General features: G+C 69.3%; 24 protein-coding genes. 13 read left to right on the top strand and 11 right to left on the bottom strand.

Annotation, left to right across the window (positions count from 1 at the left end; genetic code table 11):
- Positions 1-94: 94 nt before the first annotated feature.
- The gene (locus tag ACEI37_RS25430; protein WP_373378645.1) at positions 95-811 is read left to right on the top strand and encodes a hypothetical protein; all 717 of its coding nucleotides are present in this window, start codon (positions 95-97) and stop codon (positions 809-811) included.
- A 45-nt stretch (positions 812-856) separates the two neighbouring features.
- Here the strand turns inward: ACEI37_RS25430 and dapB are convergent, their stop codons facing one another.
- Positions 857-1,666 (bottom strand): 4-hydroxy-tetrahydrodipicolinate reductase, encoded by an 810-nt coding sequence (dapB, locus tag ACEI37_RS25425; protein ID WP_373378644.1) that lies wholly within the window; start codon positions 1,664-1,666, stop codon positions 857-859.
- A 45-nt stretch (positions 1,667-1,711) separates the two neighbouring features.
- The gene (locus ACEI37_RS25420; RefSeq protein WP_010809873.1) at positions 1,712-2,161 is read right to left on the bottom strand and encodes an Lrp/AsnC family transcriptional regulator; all 450 of its coding nucleotides are present in this window, start codon (positions 2,159-2,161) and stop codon (positions 1,712-1,714) included.
- A gap of 128 nt (positions 2,162-2,289) precedes the next feature.
- Between ACEI37_RS25420 and ACEI37_RS25415 the strand changes: the two genes are divergently transcribed.
- The 3 genes from ACEI37_RS25415 (at position 2,290) to ACEI37_RS25405 (ending at position 5,323) form a co-directional block, all read left to right on the top strand.
- The gene (locus ACEI37_RS25415) at positions 2,290-3,471 is read left to right on the top strand and encodes a saccharopine dehydrogenase C-terminal domain-containing protein (RefSeq protein WP_373378643.1); all 1,182 of its coding nucleotides are present in this window, start codon (positions 2,290-2,292) and stop codon (positions 3,469-3,471) included.
- Positions 3,468-4,985, top strand: a complete 1,518-nt coding sequence (locus tag ACEI37_RS25410) for an aldehyde dehydrogenase family protein (protein ID WP_373378642.1) — start codon at positions 3,468-3,470, stop codon at positions 4,983-4,985. The genes ACEI37_RS25415 and ACEI37_RS25410 overlap by 4 nt, the downstream gene beginning before the upstream one ends.
- 143 nt (positions 4,986-5,128) lie before the next feature.
- Positions 5,129-5,323 carry a hypothetical protein gene (locus ACEI37_RS25405; protein ID WP_112776756.1) on the top strand — a complete coding sequence of 65 codons (195 nt, stop codon included), beginning with the start codon at positions 5,129-5,131 and terminating at the stop codon, positions 5,321-5,323.
- 28 nt (positions 5,324-5,351) lie between these two features.
- Here the strand turns inward: ACEI37_RS25405 and ACEI37_RS25400 are convergent, their stop codons facing one another.
- From ACEI37_RS25400 to hemA, 6 genes are all read right to left on the bottom strand, one after another.
- Positions 5,352-5,975, bottom strand: a complete 624-nt coding sequence (locus ACEI37_RS25400) for a UbiX family flavin prenyltransferase (RefSeq protein ID WP_373378641.1) — start codon at positions 5,973-5,975, stop codon at positions 5,352-5,354.
- Between the two features lie 8 nt (positions 5,976-5,983).
- Entirely contained in the window at positions 5,984-6,295 is a 312-nt protein-coding gene (grxD, locus tag ACEI37_RS25395; protein WP_012354019.1) for a Grx4 family monothiol glutaredoxin, read from the bottom strand.
- A gap of 121 nt (positions 6,296-6,416) precedes the next feature.
- On the bottom strand, positions 6,417-7,310 hold the full coding sequence (gene prmC / locus ACEI37_RS25390) for a peptide chain release factor N(5)-glutamine methyltransferase (RefSeq protein ID WP_373378640.1): 894 nt from the start codon (positions 7,308-7,310) through the stop codon (positions 6,417-6,419).
- A gap of 155 nt (positions 7,311-7,465) precedes the next feature.
- A complete protein-coding gene (locus ACEI37_RS25385; protein WP_116603144.1) occupies positions 7,466-7,795 on the bottom strand; it encodes a hypothetical protein in 330 nt (109 codons plus the stop codon).
- 191 nt (positions 7,796-7,986) lie between these two features.
- Positions 7,987-9,069: a peptide chain release factor 1 gene (prfA, locus tag ACEI37_RS25380; RefSeq protein WP_373378639.1), complete on the bottom strand. Its 1,083-nt coding sequence runs from the start codon at positions 9,067-9,069 to the stop codon at positions 7,987-7,989.
- Between the two features lie 97 nt (positions 9,070-9,166).
- The gene (gene hemA, locus ACEI37_RS25375; RefSeq protein WP_062801867.1) at positions 9,167-10,471 is read right to left on the bottom strand and encodes a glutamyl-tRNA reductase; all 1,305 of its coding nucleotides are present in this window, start codon (positions 10,469-10,471) and stop codon (positions 9,167-9,169) included.
- Positions 10,472-10,637: 166 nt separating this feature from the next.
- Here hemA and ACEI37_RS25370 point away from each other — a divergent pair, with 166 nt between their 5' ends.
- Complete coding sequence (locus ACEI37_RS25370) at positions 10,638-10,883, top strand: hypothetical protein (RefSeq protein ID WP_373378638.1); 246 nt, start codon at positions 10,638-10,640, stop codon at positions 10,881-10,883.
- A 72-nt stretch (positions 10,884-10,955) separates the two neighbouring features.
- On the opposite strand, the gene ACEI37_RS25365 is transcribed toward ACEI37_RS25370, so the two are convergent.
- A complete protein-coding gene (locus ACEI37_RS25365) occupies positions 10,956-11,723 on the bottom strand; it encodes a 5'-methylthioadenosine/adenosylhomocysteine nucleosidase (RefSeq protein ID WP_252679385.1) in 768 nt (255 codons plus the stop codon).
- 152 nt (positions 11,724-11,875) lie between these two features.
- Between ACEI37_RS25365 and ACEI37_RS25360 the strand changes: the two genes are divergently transcribed.
- From ACEI37_RS25360 to ACEI37_RS25350, 3 genes are read left to right on the top strand one after another with little or no spacing between them, the layout of a single operon-like run.
- Positions 11,876-12,922, top strand: coding sequence for a DUF2157 domain-containing protein (locus tag ACEI37_RS25360; RefSeq protein ID WP_373378637.1), 1,047 nt, complete (start codon positions 11,876-11,878; stop codon positions 12,920-12,922).
- A complete protein-coding gene (locus ACEI37_RS25355) occupies positions 12,919-14,034 on the top strand; it encodes a DUF4401 domain-containing protein (protein ID WP_373378636.1) in 1,116 nt (371 codons plus the stop codon). The genes ACEI37_RS25360 and ACEI37_RS25355 overlap by 4 nt, the downstream gene beginning before the upstream one ends.
- Positions 14,031-14,528 (top strand): GDYXXLXY domain-containing protein, encoded by a 498-nt coding sequence (locus tag ACEI37_RS25350; protein ID WP_373378635.1) that lies wholly within the window; start codon positions 14,031-14,033, stop codon positions 14,526-14,528. Before ACEI37_RS25355 ends, ACEI37_RS25350 begins: the two co-directional genes overlap by 4 nt.
- 73 nt (positions 14,529-14,601) lie before the next feature.
- Here ACEI37_RS25350 and ychF read toward each other — a convergent pair whose 3' ends face one another.
- Both ychF and ACEI37_RS25340 read right to left on the bottom strand, forming a co-directional pair.
- Entirely contained in the window at positions 14,602-15,693 is a 1,092-nt protein-coding gene (gene ychF / locus ACEI37_RS25345) for a redox-regulated ATPase YchF (protein WP_373378634.1), read from the bottom strand.
- Positions 15,694-15,977: 284 nt separating this feature from the next.
- Positions 15,978-16,223, bottom strand: coding sequence for a hypothetical protein (locus ACEI37_RS25340; protein ID WP_373378633.1), 246 nt, complete (start codon positions 16,221-16,223; stop codon positions 15,978-15,980).
- A 228-nt stretch (positions 16,224-16,451) separates the two neighbouring features.
- Between ACEI37_RS25340 and ACEI37_RS25335 the strand changes: the two genes are divergently transcribed.
- From ACEI37_RS25335 to ACEI37_RS25315, 5 genes are all read left to right on the top strand, one after another.
- On the top strand, positions 16,452-17,741 hold the full coding sequence (locus ACEI37_RS25335; RefSeq protein WP_373378632.1) for a UbiH/UbiF family hydroxylase: 1,290 nt from the start codon (positions 16,452-16,454) through the stop codon (positions 17,739-17,741).
- 64 nt (positions 17,742-17,805) lie between these two features.
- On the top strand, positions 17,806-18,564 hold the full coding sequence (locus tag ACEI37_RS25330) for a DsbC family protein (protein WP_373378631.1): 759 nt from the start codon (positions 17,806-17,808) through the stop codon (positions 18,562-18,564).
- A 113-nt stretch (positions 18,565-18,677) separates the two neighbouring features.
- Entirely contained in the window at positions 18,678-19,682 is a 1,005-nt protein-coding gene (locus ACEI37_RS25325) for an MDR family oxidoreductase (RefSeq protein WP_373378630.1), read from the top strand.
- A 66-nt stretch (positions 19,683-19,748) separates the two neighbouring features.
- Positions 19,749-21,563: a M61 family metallopeptidase gene (locus ACEI37_RS25320; RefSeq protein ID WP_373378629.1), complete on the top strand. Its 1,815-nt coding sequence runs from the start codon at positions 19,749-19,751 to the stop codon at positions 21,561-21,563.
- Between the two features lie 59 nt (positions 21,564-21,622).
- A complete protein-coding gene (locus ACEI37_RS25315; protein ID WP_373378628.1) occupies positions 21,623-24,019 on the top strand; it encodes an FUSC family membrane protein in 2,397 nt (798 codons plus the stop codon).
- Positions 24,020-24,063 lie beyond the last annotated feature (44 nt).

Raw genomic sequence — 24,063 nt, 5'->3', positions numbered from 1 at the left:
GCCAGATGTGAGCGGTTCGCCACGATCTCGCGCCGCGCAGGAACAACCCGGCAGGGGCGGGCTCCAACCCGGAGCCTTACACCAGGAGTCCGTCTTGAAATTCCCCGTTGCCGGGCTGGCGCTTGCCGGCCTGCTGGGCGCCGCCGGCGCCAATGCTGCTCCCCCCGCCTCCGCCTCCGCAGCAGCCGCCAAGCCCTCGGCCCAGGCTGAAAACAGCGCGCTGGCGCCGCTGCTGTCGATGCTGGAAATCGGCAACCCGCTGCCGGCGCTGCCCGACTGTGCCGACAAGCGCTCGCCAGACGGCCGCGATGTCACCGGTTTTTGCGTCGAACTGAAGGGCGATGGCCTGATGCGCCAGGTCGGCGTGCCGCGCGCACAGCGCCCGGCGTTCATGGATGGTCCCTACGTGGTGGCCTTTGTCGACCGCAATGCGCTTGTCGGCCTGGTGGTGCCGACCGCCGGCGCCAATTCGCAGCAGGCCGCGGCCGACAGCATCAGCGCGCTGTACGGCAAGCCCTTCCGCCAGGAGCAGGAGGAGATGCCCGACAAGGCCGGCAAGACAGTCAAGACGCTGCATGCCGGCTGGATGCACAAGCCGCTGACGGTGGAGCTGTACGCGATGCCGGAAGACCCCAACACCGGCACCATCGAGATGCTGCTGCCGCAGGCGCGCGCGCTGATGGCGGACAAGGACGCCGAGGTCGACAAGCAGCTCAACCCGGCCTCGGCGCCGGCGGCCAAGGGCAAGACCGCCGCCGCCAAGCCGGCGCCGAAGGCCGCGCCCAAGCCGGAAAAACCGGGCAGCTGGTAACGGCACAGGCAGGCGGCGCACCGCACGCCTGCGCCGCCGGCTGCCTCACAGTCCTTCCATCACCTTGTCCAGCCCCCGCACCACGCCGCGCACGGTGTGGACCTTGCGGATCGCCAGCAGCGCGCCGGCCACATAAGGCTTGGAGCCGTCGCCGGCCTCGTGCTTCAGGTGCAGGCGCTGGCCGTCGGCGCCGAAGATCACCTCCACGCCCAATTGGTAGCCCGGCAGGCGCACCGCATGCACCTGCGTGCCGGACAGGGTGGCGCCGCGGGTTTCCTTGGGGCCGTTGACCTGGTCGACCGGCACCGCCTGTGCGGCGGCCTTGACCTGGCCGAGCCGGTACGCCAGCTCGCGCACCGTGCCGGAGGGCACGTCGATCTTGCCGGCCTTGGCGTAGTCGATGATCTCCCAATGTTCCAGGTGGCGCGCCGCCATCTCGGCAAACTTCTGCAGCAGCACCACCGTGATGGCGAAGTTGCCGCAGGCGAGCACGCCGCGCTCGGCCTGGCGCGCGGCCGCGTCGATCTCGGCATAGTCGTCGTCGGTCAGCCCGGAGGTGCCCACCACCACGTGCGCGCCGTGCGCCAGCGCCTGCAGGATGTTGTGCTTGGCGATGCCCGGTTTGGTGTATTCGACGTAGACGTCGTAGGGCGTCTGGCCCAGCGCTTCAATGCTGGCCGCGGCTACGCCCGGGGTGTCGGCGTGTCCGGTCAGCTGCGCCAGGGTTTGCCCGGCGGCGCCGCGCGACAGGCCGGCCACCAGCGTCATGTCGGCCGCATGGGCCACGCCGCGTGCCAGTTCGCCGCCGGCCCAGCCGGTCACGCCACCCACCGCGACACGGATCGGATTGTTCATGTTCTGTTTCTCCGCAAAGGCTGTTGGGCCTGGCAGCATACCGCGTCAGCCGGCGGCGCGCCGGCGGTCGAGCTTGCGCGCCAGCACGATCGAGGTGGTGGTGTGGTTGACGCCGTCGAGCATGCCGATCTCGTCGAGCAGCCGGTCGAGCCGGTCATGCGTGTCGCAGCGGATCGCCACCAGGTAGTCGACCGGGCCGCTGACGGAATTGACCTCTTCGATCTCGGGCAGCCGCTGCAGCGCGCGCAGGATCGCGGGCGCGGCCTTGGGCTGCACCGACAGGCCGCAATAGGCCAGGATGGCGTTGTCTTCCATGCGCTGGCCCAGCCGCACGCCGTAGCCGGCGATCACGCCGCTGCGCTCCAGCCGCGCGATGCGCGCCACCACGGTGGTGCGGGCGATCCCCAGGTGCCGGGCCAGGTTGGCGGCGCTTTCGCGCGCGTTGGCCTGGAGCAGCGACAGCAGGTGGCGGTCGGTGGTATCGAGTTCGGTCATTGCGTCGGGAAGCCTCGTCGTTTCGTTCGATTATGGCGGTTTTTCGTCGTTCTTGTGCCTTCATTGTGCCGGCAGGGCTATCCATACTCCAGTCAACGGAAGCCCTTTTTCTTGTGAACGGAGACACCATGCAAGCCTCGAACCTCGGCCGGCAGGCCCCGCGCGACCTGCCCAAGGCGGCCCGCCCGCTGCACGTGACGGTGCTGGGCGCCGGAAAGATCGGCCGCACCATCGCGGCCATGCTGCACGACAGCGGCGACTACCGCGTCAGCGTGGTCGACCACGACGCACGCCGCCTCGATGGCCTGCCGCGTGGCGTGCTGGCGCGTGCCGGCGATCCCACCGAGCCCGGCACCTGCGCCGCGCTGCTGGCCGGCGCCGATGCCGTGCTCAACGCGCTGCCGTTCCATGCCGCGATCAGCGTGGCCTCGGTGGCGGCGCGCCTGGGCGTGCATTACTTCGACCTGACCGAGGACGTCGCCGCCACCCAGGCCATCCGCCAGCTGGCACAGGGCGCGCGCTCGGTGCTGATGCCGCAATGCGGGCTGGCGCCGGGCTTTATCGGCGTAGTGGGCCACGACCTCGCGCAGCGCTTCCTGCGCGGCGGCGGCGAGCTGCTGGACCTGCAGATGCGGGTGGGGGCGCTGCCGCGCTACCCGAGCAATGCGCTCAAGTACAACCTGACCTGGAGCACCGAGGGACTGATCAACGAGTACTGCAACCCGTGCGAGGCCATCGTCGACGGCCGGCGCGTCGAACTGACGGCGCTGGAAGGGCTGGAGAGCTTTGCGCTGGACGGCATCGAATATGAAGCCTTTAATACATCGGGCGGCCTCGGCACGCTGCCCGAGACGCTGGCCGGGCGCGCGCGCCATGTCGACTACAAGTCGATCCGCTATCCCGGCCACTGTGCGCTGATGAAGCTGCTGCTCAACGACCTGCGCCTGCGCGAACGCCGCGACTGGCTGCGCGATATCTTCGACCGCGCCATTCCGCTGACCGAGCAGGACGTGGTGATCGTGTTCGCCACCGCCACCGGCTATCCGGCCGGCGGCGAACGCGGGCGCGGTCCGCTGACCCAGGCTTCGTTCTCGGCGCGCATCGGCGGCGTGGACGGTGAGGGCGGCCACGTCAATGCGATCCAGCTGACCACCGCCGCGGGCATCTGCACCGCGCTCGACATGGTGGCCAGCGGCGCGCTGCCGCAGGCGGGCTTCGTGCGGCAGGAGTCGATGCCGCTGCAGGCCTTCCTGGCCAACCGCTTCGGCCGCCACTACACGCAGCATCCGCTTCAGGAGAGCCTCGTATGAAAGCGCAAGAGTTTGCCGCCTGCTGGGATTCGCTGGGCCTGCCGCGGCCATGGCGTGAGGGCACCTCTGCCGGCGCCGTGACGGTACGCTCGCCGGTCGACGGCGAGGCCATCGGCCATATGCCTGCCTGCACGCCGGCGCAGGCCGACGCGCTGATCGCGCGCGCGCACGCGGCGCAGAGCACCTGGGCGCTGCTGCCGGCGCCGGCACGCGGCGAGATCGTGCGGCGCTTCGGCGAGGTGCTGCGCGAGCACAAGGCGGCGCTGGGGCGGCTGGTGTCGCTGGAAGCCGGCAAGATCCTGCAGGAGGGGCTGGGCGAGGTGCAGGAGATGATCGACATCTGCGACTTCGCGGTCGGCCTGTCGCGTCAGTTGCACGGGCTGACCATCGCCTCCGAGCGCCCGCAGCACGCGATGCGCGAGACCTGGCATCCGTACGGGCTGTGCGGCGTGATCTCGGCGTTCAACTTCCCGGTGGCGGTGTGGGCGTGGAATGCGGCGCTGGCGCTGGTATGCGGCAACGGCGTGATCTGGAAACCGTCCGAGAAGGTGTCGCTGTGCGCGCTGGCCGCGCACGGACTGCTGGAGCGCGTGCTGGCCGCGGCGGCACCCCAGCACAGTGGCATCTCGGCGGTGCTGCCGGGCGGGCGCACTCTGGGCACCCATCTGGTCGAGCACCCCGCGGTGCGGCTGGTCAGCGCCACCGGCTCGACCCGCATGGGCCGCGAGGTCGGCATCGCCTGTGCCGGCCACTTCAAGCGCTGCATCCTCGAGCTGGGCGGCAACAACGCCGCCATCGTCGCGCCCTCGGCCGATATCGAGCTGGCGGTGCGCGCCATCACCTTTGCCGCTGCCGGCACCGCGGGTCAGCGCTGCACCACGCTGCGCCGCTGCTTTATCCATGCCGACCTGATGGACACCATGGCGAGCCGCCTGATCACGGTGTTCGACCGGCTGCCGGTCGGCGATCCGCTGGAAGACGGCACGCTGGTCGGCCCGCTGATCGACAGCGCCGCCGGCGATGCCATGGCCAACGCGCTGGCGGCGTGCCGCGCGCAGGGCAATATCGTGACCGGCGGCGAGCGCCTGCTGGCCGACCGCTATCCGCATGCGTACTACGTGCGGCCCGCGCTGGTGATGACCGACGCGCAGCACGACACCATGCTGACCGAGACCTTCGCGCCGATCCTGTACCTGATGCCGTACACCACGCTGGACGAGGCCATCGCGCTGAACAATGCCGCCGCGCACGGGCTATCGTCGTGCATCTTCACCGAATCGATGCGCGAGGCCGAGCGCTTCCTGTCGTCGGCGGGCAGCGATTGCGGCATCGCCAATGTCAATATCGGCACCAGCGGCGCGGAAATCGGCGGCGCCTTCGGCGGCGAGAAGGCGACCGGCGGCGGGCGCGAATCGGGCTCGGATGCGTGGAAGGGCTACATGCGCCGCGCCACCAACACCATCAACTACGGCGATTCGCTGCCGCTGGCACAGGGCATCCGCTTCGAAATCTGACGGCATCCAGGGGGCCGCGACATGGCGCGTAGGGAACGGTAACAAGCGTTACACGGCTTTGACGCCGTATTACGCGTTCCGCCCGTATAACGTCAGCAAGGCAGGCACATGCCCGTTGCGACCCCAAGGATGAAATGATGAGAATGCTGACGATTGGACTGGCTGCCGGTGCGGCATCGGTGACCCTGCTGGGCGGCTGCGCCGTCTATCCCACGCCCGCCGGCCCGGCGGTCGGTCCTGCGCCGGTGTACGTCGCGCCCGCGCCGGTGGTGGTGGCGCCGCGTCCGTACTACTACGGCGGCTATGGCTACTATGGCCGCGGCTATCGCCGCTGGTAATCCTTGCCGGTAACGGGGGCGGCCGGACTCAGTTTCCGGCCGCGTCGCCGGCGCGGGCGTTGAGCCCGCCCCAGCTGGGCGCGAGGGTCTGCCCGATCTGCGGCAGGTCGACCAGGTCCAGCACGCGCCCGACCGTATGGTCGACCAGTTCCGCAACGCTCTGCGGCTTCTGGTAGAAGCCCGGCACCGGCGGGAACACGATCCCGCCCATTTCCGTCACCGCCGTCATGTTGCGCAGGTGCGCAAGATTCAGCGGCGTTTCCCGCACCATCAGCACCAGCTTGCGGCGCTCTTTCAGCGTGACGTCGGCGGCGCGCGTGATCAGGTTGTCCGAGAAACCATGCGCGATCGCCGCCAGCGTGCGCATCGAGCACGGCGCCACCACCATGGCCTGGGCGCGGAATGAACCGCTGGCGATGGTTGCGCCGATGTCGCGCACGTTGTGCACGACGCTGGCCAGCGCTTCGACCTCGGCGCGGCCGATGTCCAGCTCGTGCTGCAGGTTCATCACGCCGGCCGGCGAAATCAGCAGGTGGGTTTCCACCGCGGGCGCCGCGCGCAGCACCTGCAGCAGGCGCACGCCGTAGATGGCCCCGGTGGCGCCGGTGATGGCGACGATCAGCCGTTGCGGTGTGCCGCCAGCCCCGGACATGGCGAAGCTCAGCCCTTCAGCAGGGTTTGCAGTTCGCCGTTCTGGTACATCTCCATCATGATGTCCGAGCCGCCGATGAACTCGCCGTTCACGTAGAGCTGGGGAATGGTCGGCCAGTTGGCGTATTCCTTGATGCCCTGGCGGATGCCTTCGTCGTCCAGCACGTTGACCGTGGTCGGCGCGTCGACGCCGCAGGCCTTCAGGATCTGGATGGCGCGGCCCGAGAAGCCGCACATCGGGAATTGCGCGGTGCCCTTCATGAACAGGACTACGGGGTTGCCCTTGACGATCTGGTCGATCTGTTGCTGCACGTCGCTCATGGTTTGCTTTTCAGTGGGGCGAGGCCGTGTCGCGGGCGCCGCCTGGGGAGAATGGAATACCGCGCGGCGGTGCCGCACGGCGGGTATCTGACGCCGATTTTACCGGAATCGCCGCGTCGCTTCAGGGTGCCGCGGCCGTACCGGCGGGTTGCGCGCCTGGCCATCGTCCGCCGGTGCAGCGCTCCAGCCCGGCCAGGTCGCGCGCGGTGAAGACCTCGTCGAAGCCGCCGGCTTGCAGCAGCTGGCGCGTGGCCGCGGCCTGGTCGTAGCCATGTTCCATTAGCAGCCAGCCGCCCGGCAGCAGTCGCGCGCCGGCGCCGCCGACGATGGCGCGCAGGTCGGAGAGGCCGTCGTCATGGTCGGTCAGCGCGTCGATCGGTTCGAAGCGCAGGTCGCCTTCGGCCAGGTGCGGGTCGCCGGCGGCGATATAGGGCGGGTTGCTGACGATCAGGTGGAAGCGCAGGTCCGGCGGCAGCGCCGCGTACCAGTCCGAGACCAGAAACTCGATGCGCTCGGCGCCCAGCGCGCGGGCGTTGTCCTGCGCCACCATCAGCGCGCCGGGCGAGATGTCGGTGGCCCAGACGCGCGCATCGCGGCGCTCGCGCGCCAGCGTCACGGCAAGGATGCCGGAGCCCGTGCCGAGGTCCAGCACGTTGGGCTGTGGCACCGTGGCCAGCCGCGCCAGCGCGGCTTCCGCAGCAACCTCGGTATCGGGGCGCGGGATCAGTACGTCAGGCGTGACGCGGAACTTGCGGCCGAAGAATTCACGTTCGCCGATCAGGTAGGCCATCGGCTCGCCCGCCAGCCGCCGCGCCAGCAGCGTGGCAAAGGCGTCGCGCTGGGCGATGGTGAGCACGTCGGTGTCGCGCGTGATCAGCTGGGTACGGCTCAGACCGGTGACGTGGGTCAGCAGCATGCGCGCTTCCAGCGCAGGCAGCCCGGCCATGGCGGCCAGGGTCTGCGCCTCGCGCAGCGTGGGGGTGGCCGGCAGCGCGGTGGAGTCGGGGGTGGACATCGAGTGGGTAAAAGACGGTTCTGGTGCCGGCTATAAAAAACCCCACCGGTGCAGGACCTGGCGGGGCTTTGGGGCGGTGCTCTGGTGAAACTTCCGGCTTCGTGCCAGTGTACCGCTCATCGGCGGCGGCAGGCGCAATGCCCCCGCCGGGGCGATTACTTATTGACGGCGTCCTTGGCCTTGTCGGCGCCGGCGTTGACGGCATCCTTGGCGGCCTGCTTGGCGTTCTCCATGGCGTTGCCGGCGTCTTCCTTGGCCCTTTCCGCGGCTGCGGACGCGTTCGAGGCGGCGTCGCTGGCGGCAGCCTTGGCGGCATCTGCGGCGTTGCTGGCGGCAGCGGCGGCATCGCTTGCGGCGGCCTTGGCGGATTCCGCGGCGCTCTGCATCGCGCTCTCGGCATTCGAGGCGGCGGGCGGCGCTTCTTCCTTCTTGCTGCAAGCGGCCATGGCCGCGGTGATCATCAACAGCGCGAGCAGTTTTTTCATGATTTCGTCCTAGGTATGTTCTCGGGAGTGACTACCCGGCACCATTCTCCGTTTGCCGGTCGAAATCGATTATAGACAGCGACCTTACCCCTGCCAGTGCTGTTTCAAGCATTTACAACAGATACAAAGACATCGGCGACTTTACGCGGTGTTCATCGCGGAAGCCTCGACTGGGTGTCACAAAGTAGCGCTCAGGCGTCTTCGCCCAGCGCCGCCAGCTGGTCCGCCTGGTGCTCGGCGGACAGCGCGGACAGCAGCTCGTCCATGTCGCCGTCCATGATCATGTCGATCTTGTACAGCGTCAGGTTGATGCGGTGATCGGTCACGCGGCCCTGCGGGAAGTTGTAGGTGCGGATGCGGTCGCTGCGGTCGCCCGAGCCGATCAGGTTGCGCCGGGTGCTGGCCTCGCGCGCCTGCGCGGCGCGCGCCTGCATGTCCTTGATGCGGGCGGCGAGCACCTTCATCGCCTTGTCCTTGTTCCGGTGCTGGCTGCGGTCATCCTGGCACTCGACCACGATGCCGGTGGGCAGGTGGGTCAGGCGCACCGCGGAATCGGTCTTGTTGACGTGCTGGCCGCCCGCGCCCGAGGCGCGGAAGGTGTCGATGCGCAGGTCGGCCGGGTTGATCTCGACCTCGCCGACCTCGTCGGCCTCGGGCATCACGGCCACCGTGCAGGCGGAGGTATGGATGCGGCCCTGCGCCTCGGTGGCGGGCACGCGCTGCACGCGATGGCCGCCCGATTCGAACTTCAGCCGCGAAAACGCGGCATCGCCGGCAATCCGGATGATGACTTCCTTGTAGCCGCCCAGGTCCGATGCCGATTCGCTCATCACCTCGACCTGCCAGCGCTGCCGTTCGGCATAACGCGTGTACATCCGCAGCAGGTCGGCGGCGAACAGCGCGCTTTCCTCGCCGCCGGTGCCGGCGCGGATTTCCAGCAACAGGTTGCGGTCGTCGTTGGGGTCCCGGGGCAGCAGCAGGCGCTGCAGGCTGGCCTGCAGCGCGTCCAGCCGGTCGCGCGCGGCGGCGATCTCGTCGGCGGCGAAGTCCTTCATCTCCGGATCGTCGAGCAGCGCCTGCGCGGTGGCCAGGTCCTCCTGGGCCTGGCGGTACTGGCCGTATTGCTCGGCCACGGGCGACAGCTCGGCATGCTCGCGGCTGAGCTTGCGGTACTGGTCGATATTTGCGGTCGCGTCTTCGCGCGCGAGCAGGGCGTTGACTTCGTCGAGTCGCTCGGCCAGTTGGTCGAGCTTGGCAAGCATGCTGGCTTTCATCGGGGCGGACAGGGAACGGGGTGGGCCGGGCCGCGCGCACAAAGACGGGCGGCGGCGAGGGCGTGCCGGGCGCGGCGCGCCGGCGAGGCGAGCGCGGCTAGCGCTCGGAGTGGCTGCTGTGGCGGAACAGGCCCGGCACCAGGCGCAGCAGCGCCTCGCGGTCCTCGCCCTGGGTGTGGTTGAGCGCGTGCGTGGGACCGTGCAGGAACTTGCGCGTGAGCGCGCCGGAGAGCGCCTCGAGCACGGCCTGCGGGTCGTCGCCGCGCGCCAGCATGCGGCGCGCGCGCTCCAGCTCGGCCTGGCGGATGGCTTCGCCGCTGCTCTGCAGTTCGCGGATGACCGGCACCACGCTGCGGGTTTCGAGCCAGTGCATGAAGTTCTGCACGCGGCTTTCGATGATGGCTTCGGCCTGCGCCACCGCGGCCTGGCGCAGCGCGTTGCCTTCGCGCACGACCGCGCCGAGGTCATCGACGGTATAGAGGAAGACGTCGTCCAGGCGCGAGACTTCGGGCTCGACGTCGCGTGGCACGGCCAGGTCGACCATCATGATGGGCCGGTGCTTGCGCCGCTTGACCGCGCGCTCCACCGCGCCCAGGCCGATGATCGGCAGCGAGCTGGCGGTGCACGACACCACAATGTCGAACTCATGCAGGCGCTCGCCCAGGTCCGACAGGCGGATCGCGTTGGCGGTCAGGCCCTGGCCGCTGAGTTGCTCGGCCAGCTTCTCGCCGCGCTCGACGGTGCGGTTGGCCACCACGATCTGGCGCGGTTGCTGCGCGGCAAAGTGGGTCGCGCACAGTTCGATCATCTCGCCCGCGCCGATAAACAGCACGCGCTGGGTCGAGACGCTTTCAAAGATCCGCTGCGCCAGCCGCACCGCGGCCGCGGCCATCGACACCGAATGCGCGCCGATCTCGGTCTGGCCGCGCACTTCCTTGGCCACCGCGAAGGTGCGCTGGAACAGCTGGTTCAGGTACGTGCCGAGCGAGCCGGCTTCGCCGGCGGTGCGCACCGCGTCCTTGAGCTGGCCCAGGATCTGGGTCTCGCCCAGCACCATCGAATCGAGCCCGCTGGCCACGCGGAAGGCATGGCGCACGGCTTCGGACTGCGGCAGCGCGTACAGGTGCGGCGCCAGTTCCGTGGCCGGCACGTTGTGATGCTGCGACAGCCAGCGCAGGGTGTGCTCGAAACCATCGGTGCCCGGCGTCAGCACATCGGTGGCACAGTAGATTTCGGTGCGGTTGCAGGTGGACAGGATCGCGGCTTCGGTGCCGCTGCGCCCCGACAGGTGGGAGCGCAGGGCCCCCAGCGCCGGCTTGATCTGCTCGAGCGGAAACGCCACCCGCTCGCGCAGCGAGACGGGTGCCGTGGTGTGATTGATGCCGATCGCGAGCAGTTGCATTGTTGGGGACTGGTGCGGTCCGGAGCGCGGCCGGACCGGATGCCATTATACCGCCGGGACCGATCATTGCAGTCGCTCGCCGCGGCGGGTGTCAGGGCCGACGGATTGCAGTATCGTTACGCCGCGGCCGCTTGCGGCTGTGATGCGGACAACACAGGAGAAGCGGATGCTGGGCACCTTGATCGTGGGTTTGCTGGTCGGACTGGCGGCACGCCGGCTGCATCCGGCAGGGCGCGTGGTGACCTTGCCGGCCGCGCTGGTGCTGGGCGCGGCGGGTGCGGCGGCGGCCTTCTACAGCGGCCGCGCGCTGCATTGGTTTGTCGACGGCCAGCTCAGCAGCTGGCTCGCGGTGATCGCCGGGTCTGCGCTGCTGGTGGGGTTGTGGGGCACGGTGCGGCCGCGCGGACGGTAAATACTGAACCGACTTTCCGGTCAGGAATCTGCACGCGGCTTGATCCCGGTCAGACGGCCGCGTTGCCTGGCCTCAGGCCCGCGCCGCCAGCAGGCGGCGCAGTACGCCGCTGGAATAGTGGCTGGCCACATCGGTCAGGAATGCCGAAAAATCCACATGGGCGGTGTCGTCGGCGCGGTCGGAAATGGTCCGCATCACCGCGTAGGGCACGCCATATTCATGGCAGACCTGTGCCACCGCGGCGCCTTCCATCTCCACCGCCAGCAAGCCGGGCAGCCGCTCACGCAGCTCCGCCACCGCGGCGGGCGAGCCGATGAACTGGTCGCCGCTGGCGATCATGCCCCGGTGCAGGGTCGGCGCCGCGACGCCGAACTTCTCTCGCACGGCGCGCGGCACGTCGACGGCCAAATCGTCGCGCAGGAAATCCGCGGCAGCGGCATGCAGCTCGGCCGTCAGTGCCGGGTCGGCCGGGAATTCAGCGCGCTCCAGCAGCGGCACCTCATGGCGGCCGAAGAACGGGCGCGCGTCCAAGTCATGCTGCAGGGTGCGGTCGGCGATGACGATGTCGCCCACCTGCGTGGCCGCGCCGATGCCGCCGGCCAGTCCGGTAAAGACGATCTGGGTGGCCCCCAGTTCGCGGATCAGCGTGACCGTGGTGGCCGACGCCGCCACCTTGCCCATGCGCGCCAGCACCAGCACGCACGGTTGCCCGTACAAATGCCCGCTGTAGTAGTCGCGCATGCCGATGGTGCGTACCGTGGCGCGGCTGTCGTCATGGCGCATGGCGGCGACGAGCCCGTCGACTTCATCGTGGATGGCGGCAAGGATTCCGAGGGTCATGGGCGTGGGCAAATGGGACAAGGGCCACAGCATACCGGCCCGCGCGGGCAGGGCCTAGATGGCGTGCGAGCGCACGCCCCCTCCCACGCAACAGGTGCGGCCCACGTATCACTTTGCTAAAGTCGCCGTCATTCCAGCACGCAAGGGCAAGCATGCAAGCCACCCGCATCGGAGCAAATGGCCCGGACCGCGAAGCCGTTGGCGAACGGCGCGCCATCCGCCAGGCACTGGCGCACTGGCGCGCGCTCGGCCGCCTGGCCCCGGCCGCGGTGGCCGCGCCGTGGGCGCGCACCGAACCGGTCGCCGGTGACTGGCGCCGCTGGCTCGACACCGCACTGATGGCGCTGGGCACCGCGCTGCTGTGCGCCGGCGTGGTCGTGTTTTTTGCCTTCAACTGGCAGGACCTGCACAAGTTTTCCAAGTTCGGCCTGCTCGCTGCTGCGATCACGCTGCTGGCCGGCTTTGCCTGGCTGCGCCCGACGGGCGATGCGGCCGGCCGGGCCGCGCTGGGCGGCGCGCAGGTGGTGGCGGGCGTGCTGCTGGCGGTGATCGGCCAGACCTACCAGACCGGCGCCGACCCCTGGCAGCTGTTCGCGCTGTGGGCGCTGCTGGCGCTGCCGTGGGCGCTGGCGGCGCGCGCGGCGCCGCACTGGTGGCTGGTGATCGTGGTCGGCAATCTGGCGCTGCTGCGGTACTTCAGCCTGCGCTTCGGGGTCGACGGCGTGTTCTCGCTGCTGTTCGATTCGCGCCACGTGCGCACCGCCACGCTGGCCTTGCTGGGCGCGGTGGCGCTACAGCTGGTGCTGTGGCAGCTGCTGTGCGCGCAGGCGCCGGCGCTAGGCTTCCGCGGGCTGACCGGCGGCCGCATGCTGTCCGCGTTGGCGTGCCTGCATGCCGGCTCGCTCGGGCTGGCCAGCCTGCTGCGCAGCGACTTCGACGGCGCCGCCTTTGCGCTGGCGGTGCTGGCGCTGGCCGCGCTGGTCTGGTGGTTCCGCTGGCAGGTCTTCGACATCGTGGTGCTGAGCCTGGCCTGCCTGACCGGCATCGTGCTGGCCGTGGCCGCGGTCGCCAAGGTGCTGTTCGAGGGCAAGGACGATTTCGGCGCGTTCCTGTTGCTCGGCCTGCTGACCATCGGCCTGGCCGCCGCCGCGGCCGCGTGGCTGATGCGGGCCTGGCGCAGCCAGCTGGAGCAGGCATGAGCAACGTACTGCAGACCGAGCAACGGCTCTGGCAACAGCTCGCCGCACGCGGCGAGGTACAGGGCGAGCCGCCCGCGCATCCCCATACGCCGTGGGCGGTGCGCTGCCTGATGGGCGCGGCGGGCTGGCTCGGCGCCTTGTTCTTCCAGTTCTTCCTGGTCGGCACGGTCTTCGTTGCCGCGCGCGAGAACGGCGTGGCGATGGCCGTCACCGGGCTGGCGATGATCGCGCTGGCGGCGCTGCTGTACTGGCGCGGCGGCGGCATCGCCGCGGGGCAGTTCGCGCTGGCGGTCAGCCTGAGCGGGCAGGGCATGGCGGTGTTCGGCCTGACCGAGGCGCTCGGTTTCACGCGCGTGGCGGAGAGTGCCGGCTTCTGGGCCGCACTGGCGCTGTTCGAGGGTGCGCTGGCGTGGCTGGTGCCCAACCGGCTGCACCGGCTGCTGTGCGGGCTGGGCGCATGGATCGGCCTGGCTGGGGCGGTGCACCTGTTCATGGCTGGCAGCAAGCCGGAGGACTGGCTGTTGCTGACGTGGTCGCTCGGCTGGCTGGTGCCGCTCGGCGCCGCCCTGGCGGCAGGGTTCACGCTGGCCGAGGCGCGCCTGTGCGCGGATGGCCGCCATGCGCTGCTGGAACCGCTGGCCGACGCAACGCTGCTGTTCACGCTGGCGGCGGCGCTCGTCGTGACCGGCATGAGCCATCCGCTGGCCTGGCTGGACGGTCCGGAAGCGGCGCGCATCCCGCTGGCGCACTGGGCCGCGGGCGGATTGGCCACGCTGATGCTGGCTGGCTTCGCGCTGGCCGAATGCCGCCGGCTGGCGCTCGGTCCGGCGATGCAAGGCGCCGTGCTGGGCGGGCTGGTGGCGTTCGGCGCGCTGATGGCGGCCGCGCCCGCGGTGGTGGCTGGCGTGCTCGCGCTCGGGCTGGCGCTGCGCCGGGCCTCGATGCCGTGGCTGGGGCTGGGTGTCACCAGCATCGCCATCGGCTTTATCTGGTACTACTCGGCGCTGCACTGGACCCTGCTGGCCAAGTCCGCCACGCTCGCCGCGGCCGGCGTGCTGCTGCTGGCCGGGCGCCACTGGCTGCTGCGCCGCGCACGGATGGAGGTCGCATGAAACGCTGGATCCTGATCGCCTGGGCGCTGACGCTGGCGCTGGCCGCCGTCGGCATCGCCGGCAAGGAGCGCCTGCTGGCGCGCGGCGACACCGTCTTCCTCAAGCTTGCGCCGGTGGATCCGCGCTCGCTGATGCAGGGCGACTACATGGCGCTGAATTTCGACATCGGCAACCAGATCCGCGCCGCGCGGGCGCAAGACCGGCAGCTTCCCCGCGACGGCGTCGCCGTGATCCGGCGCGACCCGCAGGGCGTTGCCAGCTTCGTGCGCGTGCACGGCGCCGAGCCGCTGGCGCCGGGCGAGCAGCTGCTGCGCTACCAGACCGCGCGCTCACGCTGGGGCGGCATGCAGGTGCAGGTGTCGACCGACGCGTATTTCTTCCAGGAGGGGCAGGGCAAGCGCTTCGCCGAGGCCGAATACGGGGAATTCCGCGTGGGAGCGGACGGGCAGGCGCTGCTGGTGGGCTTGCGGGGGAAGGGGATGGAGAAGCTGTGAGGCGGGCGCGATTGCGCCGCACCCATGAAAAAAGCCCGCATCGCTGCGGGCTTTTTTTCCGGGCTGGGGCGGATCAGACGTTGAACAGGAAGTTCATCACATCGCCGTCCTTCACCACATATTCCTTGCCTTCGGCGCGCATCTTGCCCGCTTCCTTGGCGCCGGTCTCGCCCTTGAAGGCGATGAAGTCGTCATAGGCGATGGTCTGCGCGCGGATAAAGCCGCGTTCGAAGTCGGTGTGGATCACGCCGGCCGCCTTGGGCGCGGTGTCGCCCACGTGGATGGTCCAGGCGCGCACTTCCTTGACCCCGGCAGTGAAGTAGGTGTGCAGGCCCAGCAGCTTGAAGCCGGCGCGGATCACGCGGTCCAGGCCCGGCTCGTCCATGCCCAGGTCGGCCAGGAACTCGGCCTTGTCGGCGTCGTCGAGGTCGGCGATCTCGGCTTCGATGGCGGCGCAGACGGCGACCACGGGGGAATCGGTCTGCTTGGCGTATTCGCGCACCGCGTCCAGGTGCGGGTTGTTGTCGAAGCCGTCTTCACGCACGTTGGCGACGTACATGGTCGGCTTGGCGGTGATCAGGCAGAACGGGCGGATCGCCTCCCACTCTTCCGGCGCCAGGTCCAGGGTGCGCACGGCCTTGGCCTGGTCCAGCACGGACTGGGCTTTTTCCAGCACGGCGACCAGGCGCTGGGCTTCCTTGTCGCCGGCGCGGGCCGGCTTGACGTAGCGCGCCAGCGCCTTCTCGACGGTGGCCAGGTCGGCCAGCGCCAGTTCGGTGTTGATGACTTCGATATCCGACAGCGGGTCCACGCGGCCGGCCACGTGGATCACGTTGTCGTCCTCGAAGCAGCGCACCACGTGGGTGATGGCATCGCATTCGCGGATATTGGCCAGGAACTGGTTGCCCAGGCCTTCACCCTTGGAGGCGCCCGCCACCAGCCCGGCGATGTCGACGAACTCGACCGTGGCCGGCAGGATGCGCTCCGGCTTGACGATATCAGCCAGCTTCGCGAGCCTCGGATCCGGCACTTCGACCACGCCCACATTGGGCTCGATGGTGCAGAACGGATAGTTTTCGGCGGCGATGCCGGCCTTGGTCAGGGCATTGAACAGCGTGGACTTGCCGACGTTGGGCAGGCCGACGATGCCGCATTTGAGGCTCATGGTGTGGTCTTCGGAATCAATGGGTTGCGTGATGCCACCGGTGCCGGCAGCGCCGTGGCTGGCGCGCATCGCGCGCTACCGCCGGGGACTGCATCGGGACGAGACAAAGGCATCACATCGCGCTGGCTCGGCGAAGTTGCACGCGTTGCCACGGAAAACCGCGATTGTAACCTTTTGGGGGGCTGGAGCGGTGTCAGGGCAGAACGACGCCCTGGCAAACAAAACGGCCAAGGGGTCAGCCTGGCCGTGCATCGTGGTCTGGTGCCGGATCGTCATGGTGGCGATCAGGCGCCGTCGCTGAACTGGTCCCGCATATCCGTGGTTTTTGCGCCGTCCGTGAACGTGTCGCGGGTTCCGCGCGCGCCGTCGGTGTAGACATCGAACTTTGAAACCTTGGCACCATCGGTGTAGACATCAAACTTCGAAACCTTCGCGCCATCCGTATAGACGTCGCGAAGACCGGTACCCCCGAACGCCGTGCCCATGGCCCCAGCGGTGGCGACGGCAATCAATAGTGCTTGTTTGAGCATTGTTCCACCTCCCCTTCAGGTGGTGAGTTCCCCGGCCAGAAATGTTCGCTTCAATATAGGTCCGGGCGCGTCCCAGGGCGGAAGCGCCGCCGCTATTGTTTTGTTCTAAGGCTTATGACCTGCAGCTATAAGGATCGGTCGATGAGGGCGCAGAGTCAGACGTTTCCGCTGCACCGAGGCGCCGCCTGGCGCGGACGGGCCCTGGAGTGACGTGGCTATAATCCAGCCATGACCCGATCCCACGCGTCCGCGCGACCCGCCGCGCGCAAATCCTCCGCTTTCCAGGTTGCCGTCGTCGGTGGCGGCATCGTCGGCAAGTCCTGCGCCCTGCTGCTGGCCCAGCAGGGCATGGACGTCGCGCTGATCGCGCCGAAGCCGGCGCGCGCCACGGCCAGCGCCGGGCCGGACGACTGGGACAGCCGCATCTACGCCTTCTCCGCCAGCTCGCAGGCGCTGCTGGAACGCATGCGCGTGTGGGAGGCGCTGGACCCGGCGCGGATCCAGCCGGTTCGCGACATGCGCGTATTCGGCGACGTCAGCGCCGCCGAGACCACGCCCAGCTTCGACGGCGACCTGCATTTTTCCGCGTATGCCGCGGCGGTGCCGCAGCTGGCGTGGATCATCGAGTCGCGCCTGGTCGAGCGCGCGCTCGACACCGCGCTCGGCTTCCAGCACCAGGTGACGTGGCACGACGGCACCGCCGGTGTGTGCGAGCGCGACCCTGACGGCATTACGCTCACGCTGGAGAACGGCAGCAAGGTGCGCACCGCGCTGGCGATCGGCGCCGACGGTGCGCGCTCGTGGCTGCGCCAGCAATGCCATATCGGCGTCAGCACGCGCAAGTACCGCCAGCTTGGCGTGGTCGCCAACTTTGCCTGCGAGCGGCCGCACCATGAAACCGCATGGCAGTGGTTCCTGGGCGCGCCGGAAAAGCTGATGGCCGACGAGGAACCCGCCAACGGCGAAGTGCTGGCGTTGCTGCCGCTGCCGGGCAACCATGTGTCGATGGTCTGGTCCGCCGACGAGGCCCACGCGCGCGATCTGCTGGCGCTGTCGCCCGAGGCGCTCGCCGCCACCGTGATGCAGGGCGCCAGCGGCGCGGTCGGCGCGCAGTTCGGTACGCTGCGTTGCGTAACTCCCGCGCAGGGCTTCCCGCTGGTGCTGCAGCGTGCCGACCAGTTCGTGCAGCCGCACGTGGCCCTGGTGGGCGACGCCGCCCACGTGGTGCATCCGCTGGCCGGCCAGGGCATGAACCTGGGCCTGCGCGACGTCGCGGAACTTGGCCGCGTAATGGCCGACAAAGAACCTTTCCGCAGCGAGGGCGACCTGCGCCTGCTGCGCCGCTACGAGCGCGCGCGCGCCACCGACCTGTTGTCGCTGACCGCCGCCACCGACGGGCTGCACCGGTTGTTCTCGCTGCCGGGCAGCGTGGCGCGGGTGGTGCGCAATACCGGCATGCGCGCGGTCGGCGGCCAGTCGCTGCTCAAGCGCATGCTGATCGGGCGCGCGCTCGGCTAGGTCCGCACGCACACCGTACGCCCCGCGCCCCCATACGCCCCCTTACCGAATTCCTGGAGTCCACATGTTCCCATCCCTGCGCCGCCGTCCTGCCGTCTACGCCACCATCACCGCCATCGCCGGCGGACTGGCTGCGGCCGGCTTCGCGTTGCACGCCATGGCGGCGGGCGAGCCCGGCACCGACCGCATCAAGGAGTCGCTGCAGAAGATGTTGGGCGGCCGCGCCGAAGTGAAGAGCGTCGGCAAGACCCCGGTGCCCGGCCTGTTCGAAGCCAATATCGGCGGCCAGGTGGTGTACACGGACGCCACCGGCCGCTACATCCTGAACGGCGAGATGATCGATACCCGCACCGGCACCAACCTGACCGAGGAGCGGCTGGCGGAGATCAACCGCATCAAGTGGTCGGACCTGCCGCTGGCGCGCGCGATCAAGTGGACCAAGGGCGACGGCAGCCGCCAGGTGGCGGTGTTCTCCGATCCCAATTGCGGCTACTGCAAGCGCATCGAGCAGACCTTCCAGCAGATGGACAACATCACTGTGTACACCTTCCTGTACCCGGTGCTGTCGCCGGACTCGGAAACCAAGTCCAAACAGGTCTGGTGCGCGGCCGACCGCACCAAGGCCTGGCGCGACTGGATGCTCAAGCAGGTGGCGCTGACCGGCAAGGGCAGCTGCAAGACCCCGGTGGAAGAAAACCTGGCGCTGGGCCACAGCATGAACGTGACCGGCACCCCGGCGGTGTTCTTCACCGACGGCACCCGCATCCCCGGCGCGGCGGACGTCGCCACGCTGGAGCGCAAGCTCGCCAGCATCAAGAAATAAGCGCGCGCCGGACCTGTCCCGGCTCAAGCGACGGCCGGACCTGTCCGGCCGTTGTGCTTTCTGCCTTTCCCAATCGTTGCATGCGATCGCCGCCAGGCGACCAAGGAGACACCATGACCTTCCAGGCATTGCTGCTGACCCAGGCCGACGGCGCCACCCAGGCCAACCTCGCCACCCTCGACGAGGCCCAGTTGCCCGCCGATGGCGACGTGCTGGTTGCCGTCGATTACTCCACCATCAATTTCAAGGACGGCCTGGCCATCACGGGCCGCGCGCCGGTGGTGCGCAAGTGGCCGATGGTGGCGGGCATCGACGGCGCCGGCACGGTGCTCGAATCCGCCCATCCGCGCTGGAAAGCCGGCGACAAGGTGGTGCTGAACGGCTACGGCGTGGGCGAGACCCACTGGGGCTGCCTGGCGCAGCGCGCGCGCCTGAAGGGCGACTGGCTGGTGCCGCTGCCCGCCGCCTTCACCACGCGCCAGGCCATGGCGATCGGCACCGCGGGCTATACCGCGATGCTGTCGGTGCTGGCGCTGGAGCGCGGCGGTGTCAACGGCCCGGTGCGCCCGGGCGACGGCGAGGTGCTGGTGACCGGGGCTTCAGGCGGGGTCGGTTCGGTGGCAATCGCCCTGCTGAGCAAGCTTGGCTACAAGGTGGTGGCTTCGACCGGCAAGACGCGCGAGGCGGATTTCCTCAAGGCGCTGGGCGCCGACGACGTGATCGACCGCGCCGAGCTGGGCGCACCCGGCAAGCCGCTGCAGAAGGAGCGCTGGGCCGCGGTGGTCGATTCGGTGGGCTCGCACACGCTGGTCAACGCCTGCGCGCAGGTGCGCTACGGCGGCGTGGTGACCGCCTGCGGGCTGGCGCAGGGGCTGGACTTCCCGGGTTCGGTGGCGCCCTTCATCCTGCGCGGCATCACGCTGCACGGCATCGACAGCGTGATGGCGGCGATGGCGCTGCGCGAACAGGCCTGGCAGCGCCTGGCCAGCGACCTGGAGCCGGACCGGCTCAATGCGCTGACGCGCGAGATCGGCCTGGGCGAGGCCATCGAGGCCGGGCGCAAGATCATGGAAGGCGGCATGCGCGGGCGCGTGGTGGTGGATGTGAATCGCGGCTGAGCGCAGCGCCAGCTCGCCTTCCCGCGCCGGCGCCTGCATGCAGGCGCCGACGTTACAATCCTGCCCATGACGCCGATCCGCTACGCCATCGCCCCGCTTCATCCTGAAGCGCACCTGTTTGCCGTTACCGTCACCGTGAGCGAGCCCGATCCGGCCGGGCAGTGTTTCTCGCTGCCGGCGTGGATTCCCGGCAGCTACATGATCCGGGATTTCGCGCGCAATATCGTGCGCATCCGCGCCGACGCGGGCGGGCGCGAGATCGCGCTGACCAAGCTGGACAAGCAGCGCTGGCAGGCCGCGCCGGTCACCCTGGCCGACGGCCCGCTGACGCTCAGCTACGAGGTCTACGCCTGGGACCTGTCGGTGCGCGCCGCGCACCTGGACACCACCCATGGCTTCTTCAACGGCAGTTCGGTGTTCCTGTGCGTGGAAGGGCAGGCCGAGCGCCCATGCACGGTCGACATCCATGCCCCCGCGGGCGAGGCCTACCGCGACTGGCGCGTGGCCACTGCCATGCGCGAGGCGCCCGGCCGCGACGGAGCGAAGCGCTACGGCTTTGGGCGCTACCAGGTGTCCGACTACGACGAGCTGGTCGACCACCCGGTCGAGATGGGCACCTTCCAGCTGGCCAGCTTCCGCGCCTGCGGCGCGCAGCACGACGTGGTCTTTACCGGCCGCGTGCCGCAGCTGGACCTGGAGCGCGTGTGCCGCGACCTGAAGCGTATCTGCGAGACCCAGATCCGGCTGTTCGAGCCGCGCACGGCGCAGGCGCCGTTCCTCGACAGCAACCGGCGCTACGTGTTCATGACGATGATTACCAGCGACGGCTACGGCGGCCTGGAGCATCGCGCCAGCACCGCGCTGATCTGCTCGCGCAACGACCTGCCGGTGCGTGGCAACAGTGAAACCAGCGAGGGCTACCGCACCTTCCTCGGGCTGTGCAGCCACGAGTATTTTCACACCTGGAACGTCAAGCGCATCAAGCCGGCCGCGTTCGTGCCGTACCGGCTGGCGCAGGAAACCTACACCCCGCTGCTGTGGCTGTTCGAGGGCTTCACCAGCTACTACGACGACCTGGTGCTGGTGCGCTCGGGCTGCGTCACCGAGGCGCAGTATGTCGAGATGCTGGCCAAGACCTGGAACGGCGTGCTGCGCGGCAACGGCCGCACCAAGCAGAGCGTGGCCGAAAGCTCGTTCGACGCCTGGACCAAGTACTACCGCCAGGACGAGAACGCGCCCAACGCCATCGTCAGCTATTACACCAAGGGCGCGCTGGTGGCGCTGGCCCTGGACCTGACCATCCGCGACAAGACCCGCGGCCGGCGCTCGCTCGACGATGTCATGCGCGCGCTGTGGCGCGGCTACGGCCGCGACTTCTATGCGCCCGACGCGGTGCAGCGCGGCGTGACCGAGGCCGAGGTTTATGCGCTGTTCGATGAAGTCACGGGCCTGCGCCTGGGGCCGCTGCTGCGCGCGCTGACCGAAGGCACCGGCGAGTTGCCGCTGCCGCCGCTGTTCAAGGCGTTCGGCATCAAGGCCGAGTCGCAGAAGCCGGCGCGCACCGCCGCGCTGGGGATCAAGGTCAAGACCGAGGACGGCTGGGTGCGCGTGACCCAGGTGCTCGACGGCGGCGCCGCGCAGGCCGCGGGCCTGTCCGCCGGCGACCTGCTGGCCGCCGTCGACGGCGTGCGCGTGGCGCCGGGCCAGCTCGACAAGCTGCTGGCGCGCTACCGCCCCGGCGACCGCATCGAGCTGCACGCGTTCCGCCGTGACGAGCTGCAGGCGCTGCCGGTGACGCTGGCGCGCGAGCCGGCGGCGCAGTTCAAGCTCAAGGCGGAGGGCGGGCGGCATGCGGCGCGCTCGCGCTGGCTGGGCCAGTGAGCTAGTCTTCTTTCGCCGCGACACCAGACCACGCCACCGCAGTCCACCGACTCCGCTGCATGCAATACGCGCACGATCCCCGCACCTTCCTGTATTCGCACTATGTGTACCGGGGGCTGCGCTCGGCCACGGGCGTGATCGGCGCGACGCTGATCGCGCTGCACTTCAGCGACCTGCCCACCGCGATGGTGGTGTCGATGGGCGCGCTGTGCACCAGCCTGATGGACCTGCCCAGCCCGCTGAGCCACAAGTTCAACGAGATGCTGGCCAGCGTGCTGCTGTGCAGCGTGGTCACGCTGGTGGTGGCGCTGGCCACGCCATTCCCGCGCGTGATGCCGTTCCTGCTGGTGCTGGTGACGTTCATGGCCGGCATGATGACGGTGTACGGCAACAAGACGCTGCCGCTGCAGTTCGCCGCGCTGTTCGTGATGACGCTCACCATCAACGAAGACTTCCTGGTGCGGCGCGCGCTGGAGCATGCGGCGCTGTTCAGCGTCGGCGCGGTGGCCTATCTCGGTTACGCGATGCTGGTGAGCTGGGTCACCGAGCGCCGTACCCGGCAGCAGGTGCTGGCCGAATCGCTGTACGAGCTGGCCGGCTATCTCGAGATCAAGGCCGGTTTCTACGACGCCGGCAATGACTTCGAGGCCCAGTTCAACCAGCTGGTGCGCCAGCAGATCGTGGTCGCCGAGCGCCAGCAGGCCGCGCGCGACCTGGTGCTGCGCGGCAACCGCACCCCGCACGACGGGCTGCTGGTGCAGGTGCACCTGCGCATGCTCGACCTGTACGAGTACATCCTGTCGACCAACACCGACTATCCGATGCTGCGCCAGACCTTCGCCGGCACGCCGGTGCTGGACCACCTGCGCGGGCTGGTGATGCAGATGTGCAAGGACGTGGAAGAGATCGCCTACGAGGTCACGCGCGGGCGCGGCTCGTACGCCACGGTGGAATACCGCCAGGGCCTGCGCGCGGTCGAGGCGGAAATCGCGCAGCTGCGGCACCACCACATCAACCCGGCGGCGATGACTGCGCTGGTCGAGACGCTCGACATGATGCGCGGCGCGATCACGCTGATCGGCCAGCTGCACGAGGCCTCGCGCACGCCGGTGGAACCGGCCAAGGTGCTGCCCGGCTCCGACATGACGCCGTTCCTGACGCGCCAGAAATACGAGCTGAGCGTGCTGCGCGACAACCTGAAGTGGCGCTCGCCGGCGTTCCGCTTTGCGCTGCGGGTGTCGATGGCGGTGGCGCTGGGGCTGTGGATCGCCGAGCGCCTGCCTTACGTGTCGCACAGCTACTGGATCCTGCTGACCATCATCGTGATCCTGAAGCCCAACTTCAGCATGACCAAGCAGCGCTACAACGACCGCGTGATCGGCACGCTGATCGGCTGCGTGGTCTCGGTCGCGATCCTGAAGGTGGTGCACCAGCCGCTGATCCTGCTGGGCGTGCTGTTCCTGTCGCTGGTGGCCAGCGCGGCGTTCGTCACCATCAAGTACCGATATACCGCGATTGCCGCGTGCATCCAGGTGCTGATCCAGATCCACCTGCTGATGCCGAACAGTCCCACCGTGGCGGGCGAGCGGCTGGTGGACACGGTCATCGGCGGCATCATCGCATCGCTGTTCAGCTTCGTGCTGCCGAGCTGGGAATACCGCGCCATCCCCAAGCTGGTGGAAAACGTGCTACAGGCCAACCGCCGCTATATCGCCGCCACGCGTGACCTGCTGCTGCGCCGGGCCAAGGATGACTTCGCCTACCGCGTGCAGCGCAAGCAGTTCATGGACAACCTGTCGGCGCTGATCTCGTCGTTCCAGCGCATGCTGGACGAGCCCAAAAGCCGGCATCGCGCGGTCGACAACCTGAACCGCTTCATCGTGCAGAACTACCTCGTGGCCGCGCATGTGGCCGCGGCGCGCATCCAGGTGCGCCAGCACTACGAGGAACTCGATATCCCCGCCGCCGAGGCCGCGATCGAGCAGGCCACCGAGGCCGCCAGCCACAGCCTGCAGGTGGCCAGCGAGCGCCTGCACGCCGACGAGCGCGGCGGCGGCCGCGGCGCCGGCTTTATCCGCAGCGCGATGGAGGCGCCGGTGGAACGCAAGGACGCGGTGCCTGCGGGAGCCGGGGGCGAGGCGCTGGCGGTTGCAGCCGAGGCGGCGCCTGAACCGGCGGTAGAAACCGTCACGCCCGATGCGGCCGAGGCCGCCGAAGACGCCGCCGCGGAACGCCGCGCGCGCCTGGCCGATTCCGCCGACAAGCGCCGCACCGATACGCTGGTGCAGGCCGCCGCGGCAGGCGAGTCGAGCGAACAGGTGGGGGCGACGTCAAGCTCCACTGGCCGTCCTGCCAATGCGGTGCTGGAGCGCCGGCTGCGCGCGCTGCGCGAGGATGCGGCCAAGATTGCGCTGCGCACGGGGGCGATTGGCAGGGCGATGCGGGCGCGGTCATAGGGATCCGCAGCCGATTGTTTTCTCCCCTCTCCCGCTTGCGGGAG

It is taken from the genome of Cupriavidus nantongensis (genome assembly GCF_041726985.1).
Classification (GTDB): domain Bacteria; phylum Pseudomonadota; class Gammaproteobacteria; order Burkholderiales; family Burkholderiaceae; genus Cupriavidus; species Cupriavidus nantongensis_A.
This window is presented reverse-complemented; position numbering and strand designations above follow the sequence as displayed.